Annotated in this window: 3 protein-coding genes and 1 pseudogene; 1 reads left to right on the top strand and 3 read right to left on the bottom strand. The window is 66.5% G+C overall.

Annotated features, from left to right (window positions below):
- The coding region (gmk, locus tag EN750_RS27090) for a guanylate kinase (protein ID WP_245482826.1) at positions 1 to 654 on the top strand (654 nt) is incomplete at its 5' end.
- A gap of 137 nt (positions 655 to 791) precedes the next feature.
- On the opposite strand, the gene rsmA is transcribed toward gmk, so the two are convergent.
- From rsmA to EN750_RS27105, 3 genes and pseudogenes are all read right to left on the bottom strand, one after another.
- Complete coding sequence (gene rsmA, locus EN750_RS27095; RefSeq protein WP_127398481.1) at positions 792 to 1,631, bottom strand: 16S rRNA (adenine(1518)-N(6)/adenine(1519)-N(6))-dimethyltransferase RsmA; 840 nt, start codon at positions 1,629 to 1,631, stop codon at positions 792 to 794.
- Between the two features lie 10 nt (positions 1,632 to 1,641).
- Complete coding sequence (pdxA, locus tag EN750_RS27100) at positions 1,642 to 2,670, bottom strand: 4-hydroxythreonine-4-phosphate dehydrogenase PdxA (RefSeq protein WP_127398483.1); 1,029 nt, start codon at positions 2,668 to 2,670, stop codon at positions 1,642 to 1,644.
- A gap of 1 nt (position 2,671) precedes the next feature.
- Positions 2,672 to 2,926 (bottom strand): annotated as a pseudogene (locus EN750_RS27105) (peptidylprolyl isomerase); the annotation flags it as partial.

Raw genomic sequence — 2,926 nt, forward strand, 5'->3', positions numbered from 1 at the left:
GTTGCCAAGGATTTGGGGTCCCGCATACGCCGCCGGGGCCTGATGCTCGTCCTGTCGTCGCCGTCCGGCGCCGGCAAGTCGACGATCGCGCGCAATCTTCTGGAAAGCGATTCCAGCCTCGAACTGTCGGTCTCGGTCACCACCAGGCCGCGCCGTGGAAGCGAGATCGAAGGCGTCCACTATCATTTTCGGACGATGCGCGAATTCGAGCGGCTTCGTGATTCCGACGCGCTGCTGGAGTGGGCCGAGGTGCATGGCAATTGCTATGCGACGCCGCGCGAACCGGCCGAACTGGCGCTGTCCGAGGGGCGCGACATGCTGTTCGACATCGACTGGCAAGGCGCCCAGCAGCTCAAGGAGAAGATGCGCGCCGACATTGTCTCGATCTTCATCCTGCCGCCATCGATGAAGGAGTTGAAGGCGCGGCTGAAACGTCGCGCTGAAGACCAGGAGGCGGTGATCGAGACGCGGCTGAAAAACGCCCGCAACGAGATCGAGCACTGGAAGGAATATGATTTCGTCATCGTCAATGATGACCTTGACCGCGCCTTCGCCGAAGTGCGCGGCATCGTCGTCGCCGAGCGGCTAAGACGCGACCGCCGGCCAGGCCTGTTCGATTTCGTCTCTGGACTGTTGGACGAGAAGACGGGCTGAGACCTCTTCCTTCGCCCCGTTCACGGGGAGAAGGTGGCCCGAAGGGCCGGATGAGGGGCGGTGCTGGCATTTCAAGGTTCGTGCTGCCCCCTCATCTGCCTGCCGGCATCTTCTCCCCGTAAACGGGGAGAAGAGAGCTACACGGCATTGGTCAGCCGCACGAATTCCTCGACGCTGAGCGTCTCGGCGCGGCGTGTCGGATCGATGCCGGCGCGTTCGAGCAGGGCCTCGCCGCCGAGGCTTTTCACGCTCTGCCGCAGCATCTTGCGACGTTGGCCGAAAGCGGCTTCTGTGACGCGGCCGAGTTTCTTCACCTCGGCGGGCAGGGGCGTCGGGCGCGGCACCAGATGCACCACCGAGGAGGTGACCTTTGGCGGCGGCGTGAATGCCTGTGGCGGTACGTCGAAGGCGATCCTCGCCTCCGTCCGCCAGCCGGCAAGAACCCCCAGCCGGCCATAGCTGTCGCTGCCGGCAGGCGCGACGATGCGCTCGGCCACCTCGCGCTGGAACATCAAAGTCATCGAGGTGTAGAAAGGCGGCCAGTCGCTGACCGCCAACCAGCGCACCAGCAGCTCCGTGCCGATATTGTAGGGCAGGTTGGCCACGATCTTGACCGGGCCGCCATTGCCGGCCGCTCGACTGGCAAGGCCTGTGAAATCCGTCTTCAGCGCATCGCCGGAAACAACCTCCAGCCGGCCGGGATAGTGGTCGGACACTTCGGCAAGAGCAGCCAGGCAACGTTCGTCACGCTCGATGGCGATGACGTGACGCGCGCCGTTGGAAAGCAGGGCGCGGGTCAGCCCGCCGGGACCGGGACCGACCTCGATCACGGTTGCATCGGACAAGTCGCCGGCGGTGCGCGCGATCTTGCCGGTGAGATTGAGGTCGAGCAGGAAATTCTGGCCGAGCGCCTTCTTTGCCTGCAGCCCATGACGCTCGATCACCTCGCGCAGCGGCGGCAGCCCGTCGATGCTCATGCCCGAGATCTCATACCGCAACCGCCTTCGTGTTCGTGTCGGCCAGCCGCCGGGCAAGCTTCAGCGCCGCTATCAGGCTGTCGGGCCGCGCCACACCCTTGCCGGCGATGTCGAAGGCCGTGCCGTGGTCGGGCGAGGTGCGGATGAAGGGCAGGCCGAGCGTGACATTGACCGCCTCGTCGAAAGCCAGCGCCTTGGCCGGGATCAGCGCCTGGTCGTGATACATGCAAAGGGCCGCGTCGTAGCCCGCCCGCGCCCGGACATGGAACAACGTGTCGGCCGGCAAAGGGCCGAAAGCGTCGATGCCATCGGCACGCAGGATGTCGACCGCCGGGCGCACGATCCGCTCGTCCTCGAGGCCCATGGCGCCGCCTTCGCCGGCATGCGGGTTGAGCCCGGCAATCGCCAGCCGTGGCTTGGCGATGCCGAAGCGGCCGGTAAGGTCGGCGGCGGTGATGAGCGCGGTGGCGACGATCAGCTCGGTGGTCAGTGCCTTCGGCACCTCGGCCAGCGCGATGTGGATGGTGACGGGAACGGTGCGCAGGTCGGGTCCTGCCAGCATCATTACCGGCATCGCCTCGACGCCGCTGTGCCGGGCCGCCAGATGCGCCAGATACTCGGTGTGGCCGGGGAAGCGAAAGCCGGCGTCGTAGAGCGGCTTCTTGGCGATGGGGCAGGTGACCACGGCCGAGGCTTCGCCGGCAAGGCAATCGGCGACGGCGCGGTCGATGGCCTCGATGGTGGCAGCCGCATTGGCCGGATCCGGCCGGCCGGGGCTGTCGATGCAGCGGGCAGTCAGTGGAACGATCGGCAAGGCGCGGGCAAAGACCTGCGCCGCTTGCGCTGATGTCGTTTCGACGACCGGCAGCGAAATGCCGAGCAGGCGCGCCCGGGAGGCGATCAGCGCCGGATCGGCGAGCAGGTAGAAGGGGGGCAGGGCGGCAGCTTCGCGCGCCATAAAGGCGGCGATGGCGATCTCCGGCCCAATGCCGGACGGATCGCCGGCGCTCAACGCGAGCGCAGTCACTGCGTTGCTCACGTCAGCGCTTGACGATGCGGGCTTTTGCCTTCAGCTCGTCGACATATTTCTTGCTGAGCGCGTCGGCATCCTTGTCGCCGCCGGAGCCTTCGGCCTGAAACGCCATCTGGGCGACCTTGTCGTCGGACACTTCGCGCGACGAGCAGATGCCGATGAATTCGACGCCGCGTTCGGTTTCGCGCGTGGCGGTGGCACCGCCGACTTTGGTCGCCTTGATCTGCTCGGCCCAGTCCGGCGGCAGCTGCGGCGCCAGCAC

Origin of the sequence: Mesorhizobium sp. M7A.F.Ca.ET.027.03.2.1 (assembly GCF_003999175.1) — a bacterium.
In the GTDB taxonomy this organism is placed as follows: Bacteria; Pseudomonadota; Alphaproteobacteria; order Rhizobiales; family Rhizobiaceae; genus Mesorhizobium.

What these genes read in the sequence shown, in the direction of transcription:
- rsmA (WP_127398481.1), bottom strand. Translation starts at nt 1,631, where the DNA reads ATGAGCATCGACGGGCTGCCGCCGCTGCGCGAGGTGATCGAGCGTCAT.